Genomic DNA, 23,342 nt, shown 5'->3' with positions numbered 1-23,342 from the left:
CCACTACTCCGCTCCGGTTGTTCATTTGTCTTGAAGTTTCGACACCAATTGCCCGACGACACGCGCCGGGCTTCGGCCGTCGGTCCGAATCCGAATCGTGGCCGAACGCCGGTACAGCGGACGACGACGCCTCATCAGCTCCTGGTACTTGACCTTGGGATCTCCGCCGGCCAGCAGCGGACGATGATTGTTCGCCCCCGTGCGGCGAAGCCCTTCGGCGACACTGATCTCCAGGTAGATGACCGTGTGACCCTGGAGCAGTTCGCGCGTGCGATCGGACAGGATCGCACCACCGCCGAGCGAGACGATTCCGTCGGTGGCCTGCAACGCGTCGCGAACCACCGATTCCTCGATCTCACGAAACCGAGGCTCTCCGTCATGGGTGAAGATCTCCGGGATCGTTCTACCCGTGGTCCGTTCGATCTCGGCGTCGGTATCGACCAATTCGAGTTCGAGTGCCTGCGCGAGACGTCGACCGATGGTCGATTTGCCGGCACCGGGCGGACCGATGAGTACAGCCTTCGGCTTCATCGATACGTGAGTCCTATCGAGGCGGTCGGGCTGCGATGCCCTCGGCGTAACGACGGTAGTTGGCAGTGGTTTCAGCAATGGAATCACCACCGAACTTTTCGAGTGCGGCCTGAGCCACGACAAGCGCAACCATCGACTCGGCGACGACGCCGGCGGCCGGAACCGCGCACACATCGCTGCGCTGGTGGATGGCAACCGCTTCCTCGCCGCTCTCCATGTCGACCGTCGCCAGAGCGCGCGGAACCGTCGAGATCGGCTTCATCGCGGCGCGAACTCGAAGGGCCTCACCATTGGTCATGCCACCTTCGATACCGCCTGCGCGGTTCGTGGAACGCACGATGCCGTCCGGGCCCGGGCGGATTTCGTCGTGAGCCTCGCTGCCACGACGACGCGCGGTCTCGAAGCCGTCACCGACCTCGACACCCTTGATGGCCTGAATTCCCATGAGAGCTGCGGCAAGTCGTGAATCGAGACGCTCGGCGCCACTGACGAAAGTGCCGAGTCCGACCGGCAGGCCGTGGATGACGACCTCGACGACGCCGCCGAGGGTGTCGCCGTCCTTCTTGGCCGATTCGATCTCGGCGATCATCGACTCTTCTGCAGCCTTGTCGAATGCGCGGACCGGGCTCGCGTCGATCGCGTCCAGGTCCTTGCCCTCCGGCACGGGCCCGACGTAAGGCTCGGAAGCACCGATGGAAATGACGTGTGAAACGACCTCGGCACCGAATACCTGACGCAGGAACGACCGTGCGACTGTTCCGGCGGCTACACGGGCTGCGGTCTCGCGAGCGCTGGCGCGCTCGAGGACGGGACGCGCGTCGTTGAAGCCGTACTTGAGCATGCCGCTGTAATCGGCGTGACCGGGACGCGGGCGCGTCAGCGGGGCATTGCGAGCCTGATCGGCGAGCAGGTCCGGGTCGACCGGGTCGGCGGACATGATGGTTTCCCACTTGGGCCACTCGGTGTTGCCGATTTCGATGGCCACGGGGCCACCGAGCGTAAATCCGTGGCGGACACCACCGATGATGGTGACCTTGTCGGCCTCGAACTTCATCCGCGCGCCACGGCCGTAACCGAGTCGACGACGGGCAAGTTCGGACGAGATGGCCTCAGAGGTCACTTCGACCCCCGCGACCATGCCCTCGAGCATCGCGACGAGGGCGGGACCATGGGATTCTCCGGCAGTTATCCAACGCAGCACGCCGACCATCTTTCCACGTCGCAGACCTCAGTTGTCACAGTGGCCCTCCGGGTGAACGCAGATGGCCCACACGCACGATGCGTGTGGGCCATCTCAGAGGTTCCTGCGGGCCTAGAACAGGCGGAATCCTCCACCGTTGGCATTGATGTCAGCCAAACCGATGTTGATGTCTGCCGAGTTGTCGGGAGCATGGAACGGCGGCGGGAGCGGCTCGAAGCAGTACGGTTCGAAGCCGTTGCTGATCAAGCCCACCAGGCGATCGCCGACGACGAGTGGTCCACCGGAGTCTCCGGGAATCGAGCACGTGTGCTCGACAATTTCACCGTAGACGGAGTCGTAGCCCCAGGTGATACCGCACGTGTTGCCGGTCGAACGGCCTTCCTTGCACACGATCGTGCCCGGTGCCGGCGGAGCGCCGATTCCGTTGATCGTCGTGCCGCCGACGGTACGTAGCGGGGCTACCTTCGCGTCGTCGAGATCGATCACCGCGATATCCGAGACCGGACTCGAGTAGGAGAACCGACCGATGGGGCCGGCTTCGGGCAGGTATTCGGCGAACACCCGGTCCCCGACAACTCCGCAGTGTCCGGCGGTGAGTGCCACGAGCGAGCCGGCGTTGTCGTATCCGACCGCGGTCAACGTGCACGCCGCAACTTGCTCCGGATCGGAATGATCCACGTCCGGCAGCAGGATTCCTGAGCCCCCGCCCAGTGCCACCGACGAAGGTGCAGGCGCGGCGCCGGCGACGCCCGCCCCTGCAGCCACAGCCGCCAAACAGGCTGCCGCAGCGACGAAAAGCCTTGTGCGCATAGGTTCCCCCGATAATCGAGTGCGAAACGAGATTCGTTTTGTCCCATTTCCGAAGCCTCAGTCAACGTCAGGGAGTGGACATTCGGCAAGTCCGACTCGCCGCATACTGGGACTGCGCGCCTGCGATACCCGCCTTTATGAAACCGACGGTTACGTCTTTCCTGCAGATCACGGTCCGTCGTTGAACAGTCAATAACGCAAGGTTTTCCGCGGATGTTGCACTCGTCACGTCAACCAGGCAAACGCCGTCGAACCGCAGGCTGCCAGGCACATCGAGGGACCGTGCGCGATGGGCGAATTGTGGGCTACCGGCTCCGACTGTCGCCGGCCCAGTTTTCGCAGTTCGATCACGACACCCAGGGTTGCGGTGAGCACCGATGCAGACACCAACGACCACAGCCAGGCGTCAGCGCCCACCAATCCGGTCAGAGCGCCCAACGGAAGAGAGAGCTTCACATCGCCGAGACCCATGGAACCAGGCGACATCACGTGCGCCAGGAGGTGGATTCCGGCGAGCAGTGCCGATCCCACTGCAGCAACCCACACCGTTCCCGACGCCGCCGCGTAGACCATCACGACGACGTAACCCGGCAGCGTGAAACTGTTGGGCAGCCGGCGCACGGCCAGGTCGACAGTCGAGATTGCGACGCACCACCACACCACGGCAAGACCTGAGATCAGTTGCACCACCGAGGTATTCAGTGCGCCGACGGCAACCCAACCTGTGGCGACACCGCACTGGGGCACACAACAGAGAGCCACGACTGGTCGATAACCGTGTCGTCGCAACCAACTGTCGACGATCGCCCGAGCACCGGCACCAGCGACTACCCCAGCGCCTGCCAAGACCACCAACGTCCACATGGTTTCGAGCTTGGTGTCTGGCGTTCACCAGCGGCACTCTACGAATCGCCTTGTGGACTACCTCGACACTGTGAACAGAGCTAAGCGATAGCGGCTGCCATCGCCTCTCGCGGAGCGGGCTTGCCCGTGAACTGCTCTACCTGCCCGAAGGCCTGATTGAGCAACATCTCGAGGCCACCGATCACCGTGCCACCAGCCGCCTCGACAACCGAAGCGAGTGGCGTCGGCCAGGGGTTGTAGATCGCGTCGAGGACAAATCGTGCCCTCCCCAGTTGCTGGGCGAAAGGCGCGGCCGCTTCTGCGGGAACGGTGCTGACCAAGACCGAGGATTCGGCACAGATCCCACCGAGTCGTGCGTCGTCGAAGGTGACCAGATCAATTTCCAACCCGACCGCGCCGCCGCATTCGACGGCCCCGGACGCACGTCCCGGATCACGCGCGACCACGGTGACTGCCCGAACTCCCATGTCGGCCAACGCGACCAATGCCGGCCGCGCGGTGCCGCCCGCGCCGACGACTACCGCCGAAGTGCCGCTGAGATCGCCGACGCCGCCGGCGATCAACGCACCGCTGACTCCGTCGACGTCCGTGCAGTCGGCACGCCAACCGCCCTCGATGCGAACCAAGGTGTTGGCCGAGCCGATGGTCACCGCTCGCGGTGTGCGTTCGGTGGCATAGTCGAGTGCTGCGATCTTGCCCGGCATCGTCACGGAGAGGCCGACCCATTCGGGGCCGAGTGAGTCAACGAGGGCAGGCAACTGCTCGCCGGTGCATTCGATCCGCTCGTAGGTCCAATCGCTCAGACCCAAAGCCTCGTACGCAGCAAGGTGCAGCAACGGCGACTTCGAGTGAGCGATCGGGCTTCCGAGAACTGCCGCCTTACGCGGCGTCGCGAGCGAAGTCGCGGTACTACCGTCCACTGTCGAGAATCCCACTTTGCTGTGCCAGTTCGATGTTGGCCAGATGCTCCTCGTAACTCTTGGTGAAGAGCGTCTGGCCTTCCTTGTTGATCGTGACGAAGTACAACCAGTCACCGGCCGCCGGAGATTCCACGGCCTTCAGCGCGTCGATGCTCGGTGAAGCAATAGGCGTCGCAGGCAGACCGGGCATTGCGTACGTGTTCCAGGGGGTGACGCGCTCACGGTCGGCATCGGTCGTGGCGACCTCGGTGGTGTCGAGTGAGTAGTTGACCGTGGAGTCGAACTGCAACGGCTGATCGACTGCGAGTCGGTTGACGATCACCCGCGCGACCTTGGCCATGTCACCGGGCAATGCCTCACGTTCGACCAGCGACGCTGCCACCAACAACTGGTACGGCGACATTCCGACTCCGCTGCCGGCTGTCAGAATCCCGGTGGCCTCGTACTTGGCGGCGCTACCCTCGACCAACGACCGCAGGATCTCGGTAGGCGTCGCAGTGGGATCGAAATCCCAACTGCTGGCGGCGATCAAACCTTCGAGCTGGCGATCCTTGTCCGGAACACTCTTGACCGACGACATCGCCCAGTCCGGCACGCCGAGCGAAGCCAGATCGGAAGATGCTCCCGCAGTGTTCAATTCGTCTGTCGAGACACATTTCTGAGCAGAAACCGGGCCGACACAACTCGCCTCGGAAATCAGGTTGTATATGCCCTTCTTGAGCGAGCCGGTCTGCGCGTCCGAACTGTCGTGCAGCTGACGCCCTTCGGCGATGACAACACTGCCGACTCGGGAGTCCGGGGCAACCAAACTGTCGAGTGCGCTCGCGGCACTACTCTGCACCGGCACCTGGTAGAAGCCGGGTTGTACCTTCTGGATCTCCGACGGATTGGCGATCGCAGCGTTGTAGAAAGCAGCAGAACTCGCGACGACGTTCTTCGCCTCCAGCGTCGCACCGATCTCCGATGCGGTTTCTCCACTGTTGATCTGGATGACCACGGGTGCGCCGCCCGGGCCGGCGAAGTCCTCCGCGGCCTTGTTGCGATCCATGTACCAGAGGGCGCCGTAGGCACCGACACCGAGAACCGCGATCACCAACACCAGGAGCGCGAGAACACCAACCTTCTTACCTCGCTTGGCGCGCTTGTTGCGCGCTTCGCGTTGCTTGCGTGCCTCCGCTCGCGACATATGCGGCGGATCGATGTTCTGCGGCAACGCACGCATGACCATGGTCTCGTCGTTGTCGAAGTCGAACGAACTGGTGGGCCGGCTTCCGCCGCCCTCATCCCACCGCGCGTTCACAGATCGCCCTCCAGTGCAGCGTCCTTCGACGACTCCCCTGGTTTCACAGCTCTACTCCGCTCGTCCAGCCAGCCTTGCAGGATTTCCACCGCCGCAGCCTGATCGATCATCGGCCGCTGGCCGCGAGCCTTGACTCCACTTTCGCGGAGGTTGCGCGCAGCCGTGACGGTCGTCAGTCGTTCGTCGGACAATCTCACCGGGATCGGTTCGACGGCCCGCTGCAGTCGTTTGGCGAATGCAGTCGCGATACCGGCGGCTTTACCTTGCTCACCGCGCAGCGTCTGTGGCAGTCCGACGATAACCTCAACGGCCTCGTATTCGGACACGATGGCGATAATGCGCCGGATATCCGGCGCGTCGGGCCCACGCTCCTTCGAGCGTGGAACCGTTTCCACCGGTGTCGCGAGGATGCCGTCGGGGTCGCTGGACGCGACGCCGATGCGAACACTGCCGACGTCGATGGCGATGCGCCGCCCGCGACCAGGGTCGTCGATGCCGGGGCGATCGGGACCCTGCTGCGTAGCCACCACCGTCAGCTGCCGCCCGCCAGCTCTCCGACTCTGTCCCGGATCGCATCGAGCGCCGCCGGGATTCCGGCAGAGTCCGAACCCGAACCCTGGGCCATGTCGGGCTTTCCGCCGCCGCGGCCACCGATCTTGGGACCGAAGGACGCGACAAGCTCGCCGGCCTTCACACCGAGACCCTGGGCCGCCTTGCTGGATGCGACCACGAACGGGACCTTGCCGTCGACGTCACCGAGGAGAGCTACAACGGCAGGTTCGGAGCCGAGTCGGCCCTTGATGTCCGTGACGAGGCTGCGCAGATCGTTGCCGCCGACTCCCGCGGGAGCAGGCTCGGCAATGACCAGGACGCTACCGATGCGCTTGGCCTTGGCGACGTACTCGCCTGCCGACGCCAGCACAGCCTTGGCCTTGGTCTGCTCGAGTTCCTTCTCGGCCACCTTGAGTCGCTCGACGAGCGCCTCGACGCGGGCGGGTACCTCTTCCGAAGGAACCTTCAGTGAGGAGGAGAGTCCGGCGAGGAGAGCGCGTTCCTTGGCGAGGTAGCGGTAGGAGTCCAAACCGACGTACGCCTCGACGCGTCGGATTCCGGAGCCGACCGACTGCTCACCGAGCAGCGTGACCTGACCGATCTGGGCGGAGCTTCCGACGTGAGTACCGCCGCACAGTTCCATCGAGAACGGACCGCCGATTTCGACGACACGAACCTCGTCGCCGTAGTTCTCACCGAAGAGTGCCATCGCACCCATCGCCTTGGCCTTGTCGAGATCCGTGACAAATGTGTTGACCGCGTAGTTGGACGCCACGGCTTCGTTGGTGAGTGCCTCGATGTCCTGCTTCTGGGAGTCGGACAGCGCACCCTGCCAGGAGAAGTCGAAGCGGAGGTAACCCGGCTTGTTGAGCGAACCCGCCTGAACGGCGTTGGGGCCGAGCACCTGACGCAGCGCCGCGTGCACCATGTGGGTACCGGAGTGCCCCTGGGTTGCACCCTTGCGCCACTCGGCGTCGACGTGCGCGAGCACGACGTCGCCCTCGGTGATCTCGCCCTTCTGCACCGTCACCTTGTGCGTCCAGACCTTCTTGGCGATCTTCTGCACGTCGTTGACCTTGGCTTCGAGACCCGGCGCGGTGAGCGAACCGATGTCGGCGATCTGTCCACCGGACTCTGCGTAGAGCGGGCTGCGGTCGAGGATGACCTCGACGTCCTGACCTGCCTTCGCGACCGGCACGCGGACACCGTCGACGATCAGTGCGAGGACGTGAGCCTCGGAGACGAGCTCGTCGAAACCGGTGAACTCGGTGGCACCTCGATCGAGCAGTTCCTTGTAGACCGTGAGGTCCGCATGCGCGTGCTTGCGCGCTTGAGCGTCGTCCTTGGCGCGCTTGCGCTGCTCGGCCATGAGCGTGCGGAAGCCGTCTTCGTCGACGGTGAGACCGGCCTCGGATGCCATTTCGAGCGTCAGGTCGATCGGGAAGCCGTAGGTGTCGTGCAGTGCAAACGCCTGATCGCCGGCGATGACCGACTTTCCGGACGACTTGACCGTCTCGGCAGCATTCTCGAACAGGGCCGAACCGGACGCCAGCGTCTTGAGGAACGCGGTCTCCTCACCGACGGCAACGTTCTCGATGCGCGTGAAGTCGGTTTCCAGAACCGGGTACGACGGCGCCATCGTGTCGCGGACGACGATCATGAACTCGCGCATGGTGGGCTGCTCGCTGCCGAGCAGTTTGGCCGAGCGCACGATGCGACGCAGCAACCGGCGCAGGACGTATCCGCGGCCGTAGTTGCCGGGGTTCACACCGTCGGCGATCAACATCGCGGCGGTGCGTGCGTGGTCGGCGATGACGCGGAAACGGACGTCAGAAGTGTGATCGGTCCCGTACACGCTGCCGGTCAGTTCGGCGGCCTTGTCGATGACGGGGCGGAGAAGGTCTGTCTCGTAGACGTTTTCGACGCCCTGCAGGAGGAACGCAACGCGCTCGACGCCCATGCCGGTGTCGATGTTCTTCTTCGGCAGCGGTCCGAGGATCGGGTAGTCGCCCTTGTTGGTGCCCTCGCCGCGCTCGTTCTGCATGAACACGAGGTTCCAGATCTCGATGTAGCGATCCTCGTCGGCTTCCGGGCCACCCTCGACGCCGTACTCGGCGCCGCGGTCGTAGAAGATCTCGGAGCAGGGGCCGCACGGTCCGGGAATGCCCATGGACCAGTAGTTGTCCTTCATGCCGCGGCGCTGGATGCGCTCTTCGGGCACACCGACCTCGTCGCGCCAGATCGAGAACGCTTCGTCGTCGTCGAGATAGACGGTTGCCCACAAGCGCGTGGGATCGATGCCGTATCCGCCGTCCTCGACCGAACCTGTCAGCAACTGCCAGGCGTGGGAGATGGCTTCCTTCTTGAAATAGTCACCGAAGGAGAAGTTGCCCGCCATCTGGAAGAAGGTGTTGTGGCGGGTGGTGATGCCGACCTCTTCGATGTCCAGGGTGCGGACACACTTCTGCACAGACGTCGCGCGCGAGTAGGACGGCGTCTGCTGCCCGAGGAAGAACGGCACGAACGGAACCATGCCCGCGTTGACGAACAGAAGGTTCGGGTCGTCGAGAATCAGCGAGGCGCTGGGCACCTCGGTGTGGCCGGCCTTGACGAAGTGGTCGAGGAATCGCCTGCGGATCTCGTGGGTTTGCACTAACCGGTCCTTACCTTCAAGAGCGTCGAGCTATGGGTGTCCAGACTAACGCGTCGACCGGTGGAACCTGGCAGGCGTCAGCCACGAACGATTCGGCGGAGTTTGCTCACCCGATCGGCGATCTCTCGCTCGTTGCCGTGTGCGGTGGGCTGGTAATAGTCGACACCCACCAGATCGTCCGGTGGATACTGTTGCCGCAGAACACCATCACGTGTGTCGTGCGGGTACTTGTATCCGACTGCGTTGCCCAATTGCTCGGCACCCTTGTAGTGCCCGTCACGCAGATGCGGCGGTACCAGTCCGGATTTTCCGGCGGCCACGTCGGCCATGGCTGCACCGAGAGCGGCGATCACCGCACCCGATTTGGGAGCCGTCGCCAGATGAATGGTGGCCTGTGCCAGCGCCAGACGAGCCTCCGGCATACCGATCAGCTGCACTGCCTGGGCAGCGGCGGTGGCAGTCTGCAGCGCCATCGGGTCCGCCATGCCGATGTCCTCGCTGGCATGAACCACCAGACGCCTCGCGATGAAACGAGGGTCTTCGCCCGCGGTCAGCATCCGAGCGAGGTAGTGCAGGGCGGCATCGACGTCGGAGCCGCGAATGCTCTTGATGAAGGCGCTGATGACGTCGTAGTGCTGATCCCCGGCACGGTCGTACCGAACCGCGGCCTTGTCGACACTGGCCTCGACGGTCGCGAGGTCGAGCACCACCGGGCCCGGAGCGTCACCGGCCGTGTCCAGTGCAGCTCCGGCAGCGGCCTCGAGTGCCGTCAGGGCTCGGCGTGCGTCACCGGCTGCCAGACGAACGAGGTGTTCCATCGCGTCGTCGTCGATCGCGATCGCTCCCCCGAACCCGCGCTCGTCGGTGACCGCACGCTCGAGCAGTTCCTGGACATCCGCAGCGGTGAGCGATTGCAGTTGCAGGACCAACGAGCGCGACAACAGCGCGGAGACGACCGAGAAGGACGGGTTCTCGGTGGTCGCGCCGACCAGGAGCACGATCCGGTTCTCGACCGCGGCGAGCAAGGCGTCCTGCTGGGTTTTGGAGAAACGATGGACCTCGTCGATGAACAAGACGGTCTGTTCGCCGTTCAGCAGACGACGGCGGGCAAGTTCGATGACACCGCGGACTTCCTTGACGCCGGCGGACAGGGCAGACAATGCCTCGAACCGACGGCCGGTAGCGCCCGAGATCAACGACGCGAGCGTGGTCTTGCCGGTGCCGGGAGGTCCGTACAGAAGTACCGATGCAGCGCCGGACCCCTCGACCATTCTGCGCAGCGGAGCACCAGGGCCGAGCAGGTGCTGTTGACCGACAACTTCACCGAGAGTGAGGGGGCGCATGCGGACAGCCAGAGGAGCACCAGGCGGCACCGAGGACAATGCGCGCTCGGCGACAGACACGACATCGGGTTCGTCGACGATCGCGGATTCCTCCGGAGTTGCCTCGAACAGGCCGTCTTCCGCCACCACGCCGTCTTCCGCCACCACGCCGTCTTTCGCCCCCACACTGTCTTCCGCTTGCCAATCGCTCACGAATCGACGCTACTAGAGACCACCGACGCTTGACACAACCCGCAGTTCCGCCAGCCCTCACGTCCTCGGCAAAGGCGCTGTAATAGCGTTGTCGCCATGAGCACCTCCGAGATCGCCACCGTCCTCGCGTGGCACGATGCACTCAACTCCCAAGACATCGACACGCTTCTGCAGTTGTCGAGTGACGACATCGAGGTAGGCGGCCCCAAGGGCGCGAGCCAGGGACTCGCTGCCCTGCGCGAGTGGGCCACCAACGCCGGCATCACGCTCGTCCCCGGGAAGATGTACGTCCACCATGGCGTGGTCGTCGTCGAACAGACCGCAACGTGGGCGGCCGAACCGGACAAGTCCGCGACCCTGGCCTCGGCTTTCCGAGTCGTGGCCGACCAGGTGACGTCGACGTTCCGCCATCCTGATCTGGCGACGGCGCTCGCGGCGACGGACCTGTCCGAGAACGATCTGGTCTCCGACAACTGAGCGGACTCGACCGAAAAAGGGCGCTCGTGCTGCATGCACGGGCGCCCTTCTGCGTGTGATCAGTCAGAAACTCAACTGAACTCGGTGCGCAGCGCCGCCACGACGTCGCGGGCGTGTGCCTCGACGGCGTCGTTGCCGGCGAGCTTCGCCGAACGCGCGAGTCTTGCCCAGCGTCCCACCAGTGCGTCGGCCCGTGGAATCGAGAGATAGTGCTCGCGGACAGCGGCGATACGTGAATGATCCTCGGGCAGGTACAGATAGGTGCTGAGCCAGACCCAGATGAGTTGGGCCTCGACGATCCTGCGCCCCAATTCGGCCTCGTCGGCCAGGGCCGGCCACATCCCGACGACCTCGGCCCGCCAGGCATCGACCATCGCCGACGCCCGCTCTTCGGTCAGGTCGATGTTGCACAGGCAACCGGGGAACGACACCAACGCGTAGGTGATGTCGAGGAGGGCGTCCCGGTAGCCACCCCACTCGTAGTCGAGGAACTGCACGCCGTCGTCGTTGACGATGATGTTGTCTGGGCACAGGTCCGACGGACTGAAGGCGCGGAATCGACCGCCACTGAACAGTGTCTGCGCGTGCTGAACCTGCTCGAGAATGTCCGAACTCACATCGATGCCGAGACTTTCCACCAACATCGCGGGAACACCGGCCACTGCGCGTCCCACCTGATCCGCCACTTCATCGGAGCAATGGGCGACCTCGGCTCGACGCAGCAGTGCGGTGAAGTCGTCCTCACGGCCGACGGTCGCGGCGTGCATGCGCCCCATGGCCTGCGCCATGGCCATCAGCGTGTGAGTGACGGTGTCCGGGTCGGAGTCTTCGAGTCGGACGCTGATTGCGGTGGCGTCGCCGAGATCACTCAGGATCAAGAGGCGAGCATCGAGGTCGGACGCCAACAGTTCGGCGCCGGGGCGTGCGTCCTTGGCAAGCGCGTTGGCGAACTGATACGACACCGCTTCACGAAGGAAAGCGGTCTCGACGTCGAAGTCACCTTCGGACGCGGCGGGGAGCGCAATCGCGGTTTTGGTGGCTCCCTGGAAGTTGTCGCGGACCTGCTTGATCACCAGCGTTCGAGGCAGCGAGAACGGGTTCTCGGCGACACGTACGCGTAGCACGACGGTGCGGCCACTCCCCCCGAGATCGACTGGATCCACCAGGGTTACGGGTGCCCCTGTGCGGCGTGTCAGCAACTGCTCAGCAGCTGCGACGACTTCGGAAACGGGGTCTGCCAGTAATGCGGTCATCACCGACCAACTTACCCGTTAGTGACTCCGATCATGCCCAGCTCATCCACTCACAGCGGCGAATTCAAGCTCTCACAGCGACAGAAATTGCCGCCTACCTGCGGTGATGACAAAAGTCCCTAATCGCCACACCGGCACACAGTTCTCGCGAGAATTCTGCTGTCGGTGAGCAGAACTCCGAACCGGCGATGTCATGGAGTTTTGTCCTCGTCGACAAATCGAGAAATGCCTTTCAACGCTGCTTCGAATTCCTCGTCGGCCCGGGTTCTGACCCAGAGGACGAGCACGCAGGCAGTGACGATCCCGACCAGGTTGACAGCCAGTTGCAGCGACGACAACCCGGCGATCCGCCATTCTCCGTTTGCTGCCGCAACCACCGCGAAACCGGCGGCAGGAACCGTGGTGACGGAGATGAACACTCCGACCAAGGCAGCGGACTTCGACGAGACGAGTGCCAGCATTCCAGCCGCACCGGCAAGAAGCGCGACGACAAACGAGATGGGCCCGACCTTGTAGACGAAATCGACCTCGTGGAGCGATTCGAGACTCACGACGTCCATCCACCCGAAGAACTTCACCACGAACGTTGCGGCGAGAGTCACGCCCATCGCGATGGGGAATCCGACGGCGAGCGCGAGAATCGAACGTCGACGCAACCGTCGATCCCGCCGTACGAGTGCCACAGCCAGCGCGGCCAGCGGCCCGAACTCCGGGCCGACGACCATGGCGCCCACGATCGTGATCTGAGAGTCGGTGACAACGCCGATTGCCGCGAGCAGACATGCGATCGTCAGGAACGCGACGAACAATCCGTTGAGAGTTGATTCTTCCCGAGTGCGGGACAGCAATTCCTCCCACACGACGGAATCCGCGGGATCACCCGGCACGTCGCGCTCAGCTTTGCGCGCCGCCGCCGACAACACCGTCTCGACTGGTACGAGCGTCATTCCGCCGTCCTCGGCGACGCCGAGAGCGGTCAGAGCATCGACGACGTCGTTGGCCGCCTCACGGGCGACGTCGGCCTCCACCATGTCGCCGGCGGGATGAACCGCGACATCACGTAATACGACGATGTGTGTCGCGCCCCGCTGCGACGCGAGCGCACCGAGAACTTGCTCGGTGCGCTCGGTCGGGCAGATCACCCGCAAATGCAGCATGGCGATCCGGTGTCGGCTCTACTTGGCTTCGACGGTGTCGCCTTCGGACTTCTTGTCCTCTGACTTCTTCTCGGGCTTCGCATCAATACCCGATTCCTTGCGCTGCTGCGCAGAAATCGGTGCCGGAGCATCCGTCAGCGGGTCGACGCCGCCACCGGACTTCGGGAACGCGATGACCTCACGGATGGAATCCATGCCGGCGAGGAGAGCGGTGATGCGGTCCCAGCCGAAAGCAATTCCGCCGTGCGGAGGCGCGCCGAAGGCGAAGGCGTCGAGAAGGAAGCCGAACTGCTCCTGCGCCTCTTCCTCGGAGATACCCATCACCTTGAACACTCGTTCCTGAATGTCCTTGCGGTGGATACGAATACTGCCGCCGCCGATCTCGTTGCCGTTGCAGACGATGTCGTAGGCGTAGGCGAGAGCGGAATCCGGATCGGTGTCGAACGTGTCGAAGAACTCCGGCTTCGGCGACGTGAACGCATGGTGCACGGCGGTCCAGGCGGAGTGGCCGAGAGCAACGTCACCGGATGCAGTGGCGTCGGCGGTCGGCTCGAACATCGGAGCGTCGACGATCCACACGAAGGCCCACGCGTCGGGATCGATGAGATCCTTCTTGCGGGCGATCTCACCACGGGCAGCGCCGAGGAGAGCGCGCGTCGACTTGGTCGCGCCCGCTCCGAAGAAGATGCAGTCGCCCGGCTGGGCTCCGACGTGAGCGGCCAGGCCCTCACGCTCGGCGTCGGTCAGGTTCTTGGCAACGGGACCACCGAGAGTGCCGTCTTCGCCGACCAACACGTACGCCAGGCCCTTGGAGCCGCGCTGCTTCGCCCACTCCTGCCAGGCATCGAGCTGCTTGCGCGGCTGGCTTGCACCACCGGGCATCACGACGGCGCCAACGTATTCGGCTTGGAAGACGCGGAAGGTCGTGTCCTTGAAGAACTCCGCGCACTCGACGAGTTCGATACCGAAACGCAGGTCCGGCTTGTCGCTGCCGTAACGACGCATTGCCTCGTTGTAGGTCATGCGATCGATCGGCGTCTTGATCTCGTGGCCGACGAGCTTCCAGAGCGCCGTCAGGATTTCCTCGGCAAGCAGGATGATGTCGTCCTGGTTGACGAAAGCCATCTCGATGTCGAGCTGAGTGAACTCGGGCTGACGATCGGCGCGGAAATCCTCGTCGCGGTAGCAACGCGCGATCTGGTAGTAGCGCTCGATGCCGCCGACCATGAGTAGCTGCTTGAACAGCTGCGGGCTCTGCGGCAGTGCGTAGAAGCTACCGGGCTGCAGGCGTGACGGTACGAGGAAGTCACGGGCACCCTCTGGCGTCGAACGCGTAAGCGTCGGAGTCTCGACCTCGACGAACTCGTGGTGCGCGAGAACGCCGCGCGCTGCGGCACTTACCTTGGAACGCAAGCGAATTGCGGATCCGGGCCCTTCACGACGCAAGTCGAGGTATCGGTACTTGAGGCGTGCTTCTTCGCCGACCTGATCGTCGAGCTGGAACGGCAGCGGTGCGCTTTCGTTGAGAACCTCGAGTTCGGTGGCGTTGACCTCGATTGCTCCGGTGGGGATCTCGAAGTTCTGGTTGCCCTCGGGGCGAACCTCGACCGTTCCGGTTACGCGAACGCAGTATTCCGCGCGCAGACGGTGCGCCTGCTCGGCCACGTCACCTGCCCGGAAAACTACCTGCGCAACTCCGGATGCATCACGGAGATCGATGAAGATCACTCCGCCGTGATCACGACGCCTGGCTACCCAACCGGTGAGCGTTACGGTCTGCTCTGCCTGCTCGGGTCGCAATGAACCGGCGAGATGTGTGCGCAGCACGGGATTCCTTTCGAACTACTTCCAATAACCGATGACCGACTACTTTGCCTGCGATCCTACGGAGCGAACTGCGCAGAGCGGAAACGCGGACCCGCATCGCATGCGAAGCTATCTCCAGAAGTGACGGCAAGCACTTGTTCACGACAGCAGAAAGCGGACATAGATGACCTTCAACGAGGGGGCCCGCGGCGAAGCGGGACGCGTTCAGGTTCAAGGCGGCGGGGGCGGCGGTGGCCGCGGCGGCAAGATCGCGATCGGCGGTGGCGCGGGCGGCATCATCGTTCTGATCCTGGCGCTGTTGTTCGGCGGTGACCCCGGCTCACTACTGGGCACGTCCACCGAAACTTCGAGTTCGTCGACCGGACTGTCGTCGGTCGACGAGTGCACCGGCGCTCAGGCAAACGCCGATGTGAACTGCCGCGTCACACTGACCGTCGGAAGCCTCGACGACGTTTGGGAACAGCAGTTGGTCAAGCAGACCGGCACGGCATACGTGCGACCCGAAGTCATTCTGTTCAGCGGTTCGGTCAACACCGGTTGCGGCCAGGCGTCGAGTGATGTCGGTCCGTTCTACTGCCCGGCGGACCAAACGGCGTACTTCGATACGAGCTTCTTTCAATTGCTCGTCGACCGTTTCGGTTCCAGTGCCGGACCGCTCGCACAGGAGTACGTGGTCGCTCACGAGTTCGGACATCACATCCAGAATCAGCTCGGCGACATCGGCCGCGCGCAAGCTGACCCACAGGGCGAGCAGTCCGGCGCGGTTCGCACCGAACTCCAGGCCGATTGCTACGCCGGCGTCTGGGCACATTTTGCGGACACGATTCCCGACGAAGCGACCGGTCAACCATTCCTGAAGCCCTTGTCCGAGAGCGATATTCGGGACGCCCTCTCGGCGGCGTCATCGGTGGGCGACGACCGCATCCAGAAGTCCACGACCGGTCGGGTCAACCCCGAAGGTTGGACACACGGTTCCTCCGCACAGCGGCAGGCGTGGTTCAAGACCGGATACCAGACCGGCCAGATTTCGTCGTGTGACACGTACTCGGCGCGGGATCTGAACAATCCGCCCGATCTGAAGCGGTAGAGAACCTCCGAAATACCATCCCGCCGACAATTTTTTCTGTCTTGACAGATTTGGTTGTCGGTGGGATGGTTTTCTCATGTTGGAAGTTGCAGTCATCGATCGTCCCGCAGCTGCCGAGGCCTCGCTCGATCCGATCCGCCAACGGATTCTGGCTGAACTGGCAGTCCCGGCATCAGCATCCTCGCTGGCACCCCGAGTGGGCTTGACGCGCCAGAAGATCAATTACCACTTGCGCACTCTCGAGGAACACGGACTCGTCGAACTCGTCGAGGAGCGCAAGCGGGGAAACATGACGGAGCGGATCATGCAGGCCAGCGCCGCGTCGTACGTCATCTCCCCCGCTGCAATGTCCGCGCTCGCGCCGGACCCGAGCCGGTTCCCGGATCAGCTCTCGGCGCGCTGGCTCGTCACTCTCGCGGCGCGGATCGTCCGAGAGGTCGGCGAACTGATCGCCGGCGCAACTGCGGCCGGAAAACCGTTGGCGTCCTTTGCCATCGACAGCGACATCACCTTTGCCACGGCGGCCGACCGCGCCGCCTTCGCCGGCGAACTCGGCGAGTCGGTCAACTCACTCGTGGCCAAATACCACGACGGCAATTCCGAAGCCGGGCGCAATCACCGCTTGGTTGTCGCCCTGCATCCCAGTCTCACCACACCCCACGTCACCACACCCGAAACGGAGCAGTAGCGATGTCCGAGAAATTCGAAATCCGCCGCGAGGTGGTCGTCCCCGGAACTCCCGAGCAGATCTGGGCCGCAATCTCGGCAGAGACGGCCGGCTGGATGTTCCCGTCCCCGCTCGAAATCCCTGCGGACGGCAGTAGTCCGGACAGCCCGATCATCGCGACGTGGGAGCCGCCCCGCGAGCTAGCCATCCACATGCAAGGCCCCGACGGCTGGTTCAACAACCTCGAGTACGTCGTCGAGGCCCGCGACGAGAGCACCGCCGTTGTCCGCTACGTCCACGCCGGAGTGTTTGCCGAGGACTGGGACAACCAGTACGACGGCGCGAGTAAGCACACGGACTTCTACCTGCACAGTCTCGGCCAATACGTGCGGTACTTCGCCGGCAAACCCGTCACCTATGTCTCAGCCGAAGGCCCGGAATCCTCGTCCTCGCCGCAAGCGATGGGAACGCTTCGCAGCGCCCTCGGAATCACCTCGGGCACCGCTGTCGGTGAAGCCGCGTCGGTGGAAGTCCCCGGAATCGGAACCGTCGACGCGATTGTCGACTACATCAACGACTGGTTCATCGGCTTGCGTACCGAGGACGCATTGCTGCGGTTCTACGGACGAAACGCCTTCGGCGGCACCGTCGACGCGGCCCATCACCTCTTCGCAGAGGGCGCTGACGGTGGATCAGCAACGGCAGCGTGGCAGGCCTGGCTCGACGGCGTGTTCGCCTGAGTCGTCACACTCCCCGCTCTGCTGACACGCGACCGTCGTCGATCGCGGTCAGCAAAGCGGCATGATCGCGTGCGTTGCGTTTGGCGTAGGCAGCCGCGAACTCCCCGATCGCGAAATCGAATTCGGTTCCGTCACCGAGATATTCGGCGATCGCAATCCGATCGGACGAGCGAGCATGCGCATAGGCCAGGACCCTCGCGCATAGTCGCCCGTAGAGTTCCATCCCTTCAGGTTTCATGGTTTCGATGACCGCTGATCCCTTGCCGTCCCGAAGTTGGCGGATGTAGAAGTCGTGCTCATCCTCGTCGAGTCCCGGTCCGCGCTCCCACCCCAGGAAGATGTCACTGGTGGCCTGCATCAGGCGCTGCCCGTTCACTACTCGTTCGCCCTCGTTGGAGAAGGTGGGGCCATCGACGTACGCCGAGAGAACGGACGGCTGCGCCTCCTTGACCTGCAGGATCAACGGATCGTCGTCGTCGACGCCTTTCATCAGGATCATCCACGCGCGCGTTCCGACGCTCCCGACACCGACAACTTTCCGCGCGATGTGCGTCATCTCGAAGCTTTCGAGCAACACCCGACGGTCCCACTGCAACGTGCTTCGATAGGAACGAACGCGCTGACGTAGCAACTCCTCGATCTGAGTGAGGTCGGTGCCCGCGAACAATTCCTCTGCCGGCACGATCAGCGGCGGGTCACTGATGAACCGCCTTCTCCCGTCGACGATTTCGGTGAATTTGCCGGCAGCCTGAGCGCTGTCTCGGCGACGAGCCTTGTCCAACGTCGCCTGGGTCCGCTCGAGCATTCGCTTCTTCAAATCGACGCGAAGTTCTTCCAGTCCGTCTTCGGGTGCGATGTGCGCGTACCAAACTGCGAGGTTCCCCAATCCTGCCTGAGCGATCAGGGTTTCGCGATACTCGGCCGCACACCCGCGAACGATCTTCTTACGCTCTTTGCCGGAGTATCCGTTGTCCTTCGCTGCGATCGCCAAACTGGCGGCCAGCCGTTTCACGTCCCATTCGAACGGCCCCGGGTACGTTTCGTCGAAGTCGTTGATGTCGAACGCGAGCTTTCGCTCGGGCGTCGCATAGATACCGAAGTTGCTCAGGTGTGCGTCGCCGCAGAGTTGGCTGTTCAGGCCGGAATCAGGGCTTCGGGACAAGTCGTCCGTCATCACCAGGGCAGCACCACGGAAGAACGAGAACCGGGACGCCGACATGCGCCCGTATCGGATGGGCACCAGGTCCTGTACCCGCGACTTCGCCTGCAATTCCAGCAGTGATATCGGATCGCGGTCGCTCTCTGTCAGATCCGCGAGCGCGGCCAATGGCGTATCTCTACGCGCCTGGCGGCCGCGCGCCCGCCTCTCGTCGACAGTGGGATGCTCGGTACGCACTGCTGTCATCTGCCCGACCTTTCACTCGCAACGGCTATCGCTACGAACTCGACGCGTCGGGCGTCGTTCGGCCTCCTGATCCGCGCGCTGCGCGTACCAGGAGTTCCGGACTTGACACCAACGCCTTGCGCCACGGAAGTACCCCGTCGATCTCGATCTGAATCGACAGGCTCAACACGGTCCGAATCAGAACGATCATGCCCAGAACTGCGGCGTCGGTCAGCGACGGTGAAGACGTCACAGTCTTCACCAGATCAGCGGCGACAAGGATCTCGAGCCCGAGAAGGATGACCGCACCCATCGTCTCGCGCAGAGTGCGAAACGCTGAACTACCGTCGCGCGTTCGACTCCAGGCGCGCCCCGCGATCACGAATGCGAACACGAACCCGAGGACCATGGCGACAACACCGAGTACTTCGAACCATTCGGTGACAAGCTCGAAGAACCTGATTTTGTCCATGATCATGATTCTCGAGGTAATGCACCGATAAGTCGAGGTGACACGACGGAGTCAGCTGAAGATCCGCTCGATGTCGTCGAGTCGCAGCTCGGTCGCGCGAGGAGAATAGCCCGAGCCCCACAGGCTGTCGTCGACGCAATGGACGTTCCCCGAGCGGACAGCGGGAAGACGCTCCCAGAGCGGGTTCATTGCCAACTGCGCGCGGACGTCCTGCTGGTCCTGGAATGCACCCACGATGATCACGTCGCTGGTCACCTGATCGAGTTGCTCCGCTGTGAGTGTGCGGGTGAACTCCTCCGATGTAGCTCGATCGCCCGGGAAACCGAGAGCATCGAGAAGAGCGTCGACCTGGTTGTAGACGACACCGTTTTCGCCGGTACGCAGCAGCGTCACCGACGGTAGCGAGCCGAGGGCCGAGAGCCGATCCTTGATTGCGAGGAGGTGCTCTTCCGTTCTCGCGTTCAATTCCGCAGCAGCTTCTTCCCGTCGGACCGCGACGCCCATCGAGGTGACCAACTTCTTCATCTCGTCCCACGTGAGGTACCCGTTGAAGCCGGCGAACACTGGAACACCGGTCGCAGAGAGTTCGTCGTAGGACTTTGCCGCATAAGCATTTCCGGCGGTCAGGAGCATGACGATCAGATCCGGCGACGCGCCGATGATCGCTTCCTTGTTCCACGTTCCCGCCGTGCCGAGGTTCGGGATGTTCGCCGCCTCCGGCATCGTGCGCAACACCGCGTCGCCGCCCACCCCTTCGAGACCGAAGAAGCCGCCGACGATCTTCTCCGGCGGCACACCGAGGTCGAGGACCGTCGCCATGGCGCTGACGTGGGCGATGACCATTCGCTGCGGATCCGACGGAATCTCGACACTGCCCGTCTCATCCTGCACTGTGACGAGACCACTTGGCGCCGAGCCGTTTTCGTCGCTGCTGCACGCTGCCAGCAATGTCGCAGCCGCGACACCGAGCCCGGCGCCGAACAATCCCCTGCGTGTCAGCGCATCGACGATGCGTTCCCACTGCTCGTCTGTATCGAGTGTGGTGTTATCGAGTGCGGGCGCCAGGCAGATCGAGTTCGGCACAGTTCGGTCCATTCGTTCGAGCGGTCGAAGATCTCCTCGATTGTGGCTATCGAACCGTCGAAACTGAACAGGATTTCGAGCCGACATCTATCGCTGTCCGGTCACACCTTCTTGACGACACTCGACTTCAATTGCATCGGTCCGATGCCGTCGACCTTGCAGTCGATGTCGTGGTCGCCAACGCCCTGAACAAGGCGGATGTTGCGCACTTTCGTACCTGACTTGATGCCGGTCGGACTGCCCTTCACCTTGAGTGTCTTGACGACCGTCACCGTGTCTCCGTCCGCAAGGATGTTTCCTACGGCATCTTTCACCACACCCAGTTTCACCACACCCGAGTCCTCGCCGGCACTACCGGTCGGCGCCCACTCGTGCGCGCAGGACGGGCAGACCATCAACGCGCCCATCTCGTAGGTGTATTCGCCGGCGCATTCGGGGCAAGGGGGCAAGGTGTCTTCCACGCGGTTCATCTTATCCACCAGGCACCCGATCCCCATTTTTGCATTTCATGAGGCATTCTTGGGCGAAATATTGCATTCGATGAAACTTTGCACTCTGTGCAATTATGGATGAAATGGGAACCGAAACTCTCGGATTGCGCGAACGAAAACGAATTGCGACGAGGCAGTTGATCGAGCACACTGCCGTCGAACTCGTCCTCGACCTGGGCTATGACGAAGTGACCGTCGAGAAGATCTGCGAGGCCTGCAATCTGTCGACCCGCACGTTCTTCAACTACTTCCCCACCAAGGACGCGGCGATCGGTGGGCTCATGCTCGTCGTGCCAAGTGAGGCAACCATGCTCACGCTCATCGGCGAGCACCCGGACGATCCGCTGCGCGGCGCCCTCGCGGTCTTCGAGGCGGCGATGCAGATCGTCGACGAGCGACCCGATCTGCTCGCGCATCGACGCGAATTGTTCGAACGTCATCCCACGCTGTTGCAACAACATCTGGCCACCTTCCACGATCTTGAAGACACGCTCACCCGGATCCTCACGCGGGAGTTGTCGCACAGAACCGAGTATCGCCGCCTGCACTCGGATACAGCCGCTGCCGACGAAGCCACGGCAACGGTCATCACCGCAGGCGCCGCGATGCGTTACGTCTTCCGAAAATGGCAGAACAGTGAACGGGCAAGCCCCAGAACCGACTTGCTTGATCCGGCACTACTCCTGATGGCTCGAATACTCAGGTCCGAGAGCTGATCCACACTCTCTCGCACCAGCTGTCACTCAACTAAGGAACTACATGTCCACTCGAGAAGCTGCGACCGTCGAGCCCGACGGCACGCATACCGATACCGAGGCCGCGCCGGACAAACGGTCGATCATCCTCGTTTTTGTCGGGCTTATGATCACGATGCTTCTGGCATCGCTCGACCAGATGATCTTCAGCACCGCGCTCCCGACCATCGTGGGCGAATTGAACGGCGTCAACCACATGGTCTGGGTGACGACGGCATACATCCTCGCCTCGACCGTCATGATGCCGGTGTACGGAAAACTCGGTGACCTGATCGGGCGCAAGGGCCTCTTCATCGGCGCCATCAGCATTTTCATCGTCGGTTCGGTGATCGGCGGTCTGTCCCACGACATGACCACACTCATCGCTGGTCGAGCCGTGCAAGGACTCGGCGGCGGCGGATTGATCCTGCTGTCCCAGGCGATCATCGCCGACGTCGTCCCGGCCAGGCAACGCGGCCGGTACATGGGTGCGATGGGCGGCGTGTTCGCACTGGCTTCGGTTGCCGGCCCCCTTCTCGGTGGATGGTTCACCGAGGGCATCGGCTGGCGCTGGGCATTCTGGATCAACATCCCCCTCGGGCTCCTCGCAATCGCGAGCGCAATGGCATTCCTTCACCTGCGGAAGCCGAACCTCGGCAAACCTCGCATCGACTATCTGGGAATGATCCTCGTCGCAACGGCCGCAACCTGTCTGATCCTGTTCACCACCTGGGGCGGCAACACCTACGCCTGGGGGTCAGGCGTCATCATCGGGTTGATCATCGGCTGCATCGTGACCGCAGTGGCGTTTGTCTTCGTCGAGAAGCGTGCTGACGAACCGGTAATTCCGATGCACCTGTTCGCTCAACGAAACTTCGTGTTGACCACGGTCGCGGGTCTGATCATCGGCATCGCGATGTTCGGTGCGCTCGCATACCTGCCGACCTACATCCAGATGGTGACCGGTAAGAACGCCACCGAAGCAGGACTGATGATGATTCCGATGATGGCAGGCCTGCTGGTCGCCTCCATCGGATCCGGTCAGCTGGTCAGCAAGACCGGCCGCTACAAGATCTTCCCCATCGTCGGAACATCCATCGTCGCAGTCGCTCTTGTCCTGCTCTCACGTCTGACGCCGTCGACCTCACTGCTGGTCTTCGGTTGCTACATCGCACTCATGGGTATCGGCCTCGGCCTCGTCATGCAGATCTTGATCTTGATCGTGCAAAACACCTTCCCCGCGGCCGAAGTGGGAACGGCCACCGCGTCGAACAACTTCTTCCGTCAGATCGGTGCGTCGTTGGGCAGCGCGATCGTGGGCAGCCTGTTCGCCTCGCGTCTGACCAATCTCCTGGCCGAGCGACTCCCCGCGAATGGCGGCGCGGTCGGTGGTGACGAGAACTCCTTGACCCCGGGAATCCTCTGGAAGTTGCCCAGCCAGGTTCGCGAGATCATCGTCGGTGCGTACAACGACGCGCTGGCGCCGATCTTCCTGTACCTCGTCCCCTTGGTCATCGCGGCAGTTGTCCTGTTGCTCTTCGTCAAGGAGAAGCCACTCGCGACGACGATCGATCGCTCGGCACCCCCGCTCGAGTAATTGACTA

Annotated in this window: 22 protein-coding genes; 6 read left to right on the top strand and 16 right to left on the bottom strand. The window is 63.2% G+C overall.

Features of this window, described 5'->3' with window-relative positions; translation table 11 throughout:
• Positions 1-21: 21 nt before the first annotated feature.
• The 9 genes from GJB56_RS07225 to GJB56_RS07185 all read right to left on the bottom strand — a co-directional run bounded on the left by GJB56_RS07225 (position 22) and on the right by GJB56_RS07185 (position 10,255).
• Positions 22-531 carry a shikimate kinase gene (locus tag GJB56_RS07225; RefSeq protein WP_020907693.1) on the bottom strand — a complete coding sequence of 170 codons (510 nt, stop codon included), beginning with the start codon at positions 529-531 and terminating at the stop codon, positions 22-24.
• A 13-nt stretch (positions 532-544) separates the two neighbouring features.
• Positions 545-1,732 carry a chorismate synthase gene (gene aroC, locus GJB56_RS07220; protein WP_003944974.1) on the bottom strand — a complete coding sequence of 396 codons (1,188 nt, stop codon included), beginning with the start codon at positions 1,730-1,732 and terminating at the stop codon, positions 545-547.
• 111 nt (positions 1,733-1,843) lie between these two features.
• Complete coding sequence (locus GJB56_RS07215) at positions 1,844-2,542, bottom strand: S1 family peptidase (protein WP_020907692.1); 699 nt, start codon at positions 2,540-2,542, stop codon at positions 1,844-1,846.
• A 225-nt stretch (positions 2,543-2,767) separates the two neighbouring features.
• Positions 2,768-3,406, bottom strand: coding sequence for a prepilin peptidase (locus GJB56_RS07210; RefSeq protein ID WP_019748364.1), 639 nt, complete (start codon positions 3,404-3,406; stop codon positions 2,768-2,770).
• Between the two features lie 80 nt (positions 3,407-3,486).
• Positions 3,487-4,326: a shikimate dehydrogenase gene (locus GJB56_RS07205; RefSeq protein ID WP_019748363.1), complete on the bottom strand. Its 840-nt coding sequence runs from the start codon at positions 4,324-4,326 to the stop codon at positions 3,487-3,489.
• Positions 4,316-5,626 (bottom strand): endolytic transglycosylase MltG, encoded by a 1,311-nt coding sequence (gene mltG, locus GJB56_RS07200; protein ID WP_019748362.1) that lies wholly within the window; start codon positions 5,624-5,626, stop codon positions 4,316-4,318. The genes GJB56_RS07205 and mltG overlap by 11 nt, the downstream gene beginning before the upstream one ends.
• Positions 5,623-6,156, bottom strand: coding sequence for a Holliday junction resolvase RuvX (ruvX, locus tag GJB56_RS07195; RefSeq protein WP_003944838.1), 534 nt, complete (start codon positions 6,154-6,156; stop codon positions 5,623-5,625). Before ruvX ends, mltG begins: the two co-directional genes overlap by 4 nt.
• Before the next feature lie 2 nt (positions 6,157-6,158).
• Positions 6,159-8,831, bottom strand: a complete 2,673-nt coding sequence (gene alaS, locus GJB56_RS07190) for an alanine--tRNA ligase (RefSeq protein ID WP_019748361.1) — start codon at positions 8,829-8,831, stop codon at positions 6,159-6,161.
• 77 nt (positions 8,832-8,908) lie between these two features.
• Entirely contained in the window at positions 8,909-10,255 is a 1,347-nt protein-coding gene (locus tag GJB56_RS07185) for a replication-associated recombination protein A (protein WP_371331482.1), read from the bottom strand.
• A gap of 207 nt (positions 10,256-10,462) precedes the next feature.
• On the opposite strand from GJB56_RS07185, the gene GJB56_RS07180 reads away from it, so the two are divergent.
• Entirely contained in the window at positions 10,463-10,843 is a 381-nt protein-coding gene (locus GJB56_RS07180; protein ID WP_019748359.1) for a nuclear transport factor 2 family protein, read from the top strand.
• A gap of 71 nt (positions 10,844-10,914) precedes the next feature.
• On the opposite strand, the gene GJB56_RS07175 is transcribed toward GJB56_RS07180, so the two are convergent.
• From GJB56_RS07175 to aspS, 3 genes are all read right to left on the bottom strand, one after another.
• Positions 10,915-12,096 (bottom strand): kinase, encoded by a 1,182-nt coding sequence (locus tag GJB56_RS07175; RefSeq protein WP_024487255.1) that lies wholly within the window; start codon positions 12,094-12,096, stop codon positions 10,915-10,917.
• Between the two features lie 191 nt (positions 12,097-12,287).
• Positions 12,288-13,253 carry a DUF389 domain-containing protein gene (locus GJB56_RS07170; RefSeq protein WP_019748357.1) on the bottom strand — a complete coding sequence of 322 codons (966 nt, stop codon included), beginning with the start codon at positions 13,251-13,253 and terminating at the stop codon, positions 12,288-12,290.
• Positions 13,254-13,271: 18 nt separating this feature from the next.
• Positions 13,272-15,080: an aspartate--tRNA ligase gene (gene aspS, locus GJB56_RS07165; RefSeq protein ID WP_019748356.1), complete on the bottom strand. Its 1,809-nt coding sequence runs from the start codon at positions 15,078-15,080 to the stop codon at positions 13,272-13,274.
• Between the two features lie 163 nt (positions 15,081-15,243).
• Between aspS and ypfJ the strand changes: the two genes are divergently transcribed.
• From ypfJ to GJB56_RS07150, 3 genes are all read left to right on the top strand, one after another.
• On the top strand, positions 15,244-16,167 hold the full coding sequence (ypfJ, locus tag GJB56_RS07160; protein WP_021332960.1) for a KPN_02809 family neutral zinc metallopeptidase: 924 nt from the start codon (positions 15,244-15,246) through the stop codon (positions 16,165-16,167).
• A gap of 76 nt (positions 16,168-16,243) precedes the next feature.
• A complete protein-coding gene (locus GJB56_RS07155; protein ID WP_113683609.1) occupies positions 16,244-16,855 on the top strand; it encodes an ArsR/SmtB family transcription factor in 612 nt (203 codons plus the stop codon).
• 2 nt (positions 16,856-16,857) lie between these two features.
• Complete coding sequence (locus GJB56_RS07150; protein ID WP_113683608.1) at positions 16,858-17,574, top strand: SRPBCC domain-containing protein; 717 nt, start codon at positions 16,858-16,860, stop codon at positions 17,572-17,574.
• 4 nt (positions 17,575-17,578) lie between these two features.
• Here the strand turns inward: GJB56_RS07150 and GJB56_RS07145 are convergent, their stop codons facing one another.
• The 4 genes from GJB56_RS07145 to GJB56_RS07130 form a co-directional block, all read right to left on the bottom strand.
• Entirely contained in the window at positions 17,579-18,979 is a 1,401-nt protein-coding gene (locus GJB56_RS07145) for a DUF2252 domain-containing protein (protein ID WP_019748352.1), read from the bottom strand.
• A 31-nt stretch (positions 18,980-19,010) separates the two neighbouring features.
• A complete protein-coding gene (locus GJB56_RS07140) occupies positions 19,011-19,430 on the bottom strand; it encodes a DUF1622 domain-containing protein (RefSeq protein ID WP_007728052.1) in 420 nt (139 codons plus the stop codon).
• 51 nt (positions 19,431-19,481) lie between these two features.
• A complete protein-coding gene (locus GJB56_RS07135) occupies positions 19,482-20,513 on the bottom strand; it encodes an ABC transporter substrate-binding protein (protein ID WP_230091152.1) in 1,032 nt (343 codons plus the stop codon).
• A 101-nt stretch (positions 20,514-20,614) separates the two neighbouring features.
• The gene (locus GJB56_RS07130) at positions 20,615-20,974 is read right to left on the bottom strand and encodes a zinc ribbon domain-containing protein YjdM (protein WP_020907681.1); all 360 of its coding nucleotides are present in this window, start codon (positions 20,972-20,974) and stop codon (positions 20,615-20,617) included.
• 113 nt (positions 20,975-21,087) lie between these two features.
• Between GJB56_RS07130 and GJB56_RS07125 the strand changes: the two genes are divergently transcribed.
• Positions 21,088-21,720, top strand: coding sequence for a TetR/AcrR family transcriptional regulator (locus GJB56_RS07125; RefSeq protein WP_024487257.1), 633 nt, complete (start codon positions 21,088-21,090; stop codon positions 21,718-21,720).
• 43 nt (positions 21,721-21,763) lie between these two features.
• Complete coding sequence (locus GJB56_RS07120) at positions 21,764-23,335, top strand: MDR family MFS transporter (RefSeq protein ID WP_019748347.1); 1,572 nt, start codon at positions 21,764-21,766, stop codon at positions 23,333-23,335.
• Positions 23,336-23,342: the final 7 nt, after the last annotated feature.

This window comes from Rhodococcus sp. AQ5-07 (genome assembly GCF_009707305.1).
GTDB lineage: Bacteria > Actinomycetota > Actinomycetes > Mycobacteriales > Mycobacteriaceae > Rhodococcus_F > Rhodococcus_F erythropolis.
The sequence above is the reverse complement of the archived record's forward strand: the minus strand, read 5'-3'. Positions and strand labels throughout refer to the sequence as shown.